Consider the following 452-nt stretch of genomic DNA (forward strand, 5'->3'; position numbering starts at 1 on the left):
TAGAATGCGGAATTATTGGTGCAAATTACCCAAAAATGGAAATGGTAAGTTTCGGACCTACGATTAGAGGAGCGCATTCTCCAGACGAAAGAGCAAGCATTTCTTCCACTCAAAAATTCTGGAAATATTTACAAGAAATCTTGATAAATATTCCAGTGAAGAAATAAGAGCTATTTTACACTAAATAATTAATAAAAAAAATCCAAAACCCTATCCGTTTTGGATTTTTTATTAACAACCCTACTATTAATAGGGATATATTCACTAATTTTGGTAAAATTTTGATTTGATATGAAAAAATTATTACTACTGTTATGGATTAACATTAGTGCTTTGGCTTTTGCACAAATAAAAAGTCCTTATGAATTTTTGCCTACTTACGGCAAACAAATCACCTATTATCATCAGGTAGAAGAATATTTCAACTACCTTACTAAACAAACTCCTTATGT

Annotated in this window: 1 pseudogene; it reads left to right on the forward strand. The window is 30.1% G+C overall.

What is annotated here, in order from left to right:
* Window positions 1-167: pseudogene (locus BBI01_RS22545) on the forward strand (cytosol nonspecific dipeptidase); the annotation flags it as partial.
* Between the last annotated feature and the right edge of the window lie 285 nt (window positions 168-452).

It is taken from the genome of Chryseobacterium artocarpi, assembly GCF_001684975.1.
In the GTDB taxonomy this organism is placed as follows: Bacteria; Bacteroidota; Bacteroidia; order Flavobacteriales; family Weeksellaceae; genus Chryseobacterium; species Chryseobacterium artocarpi.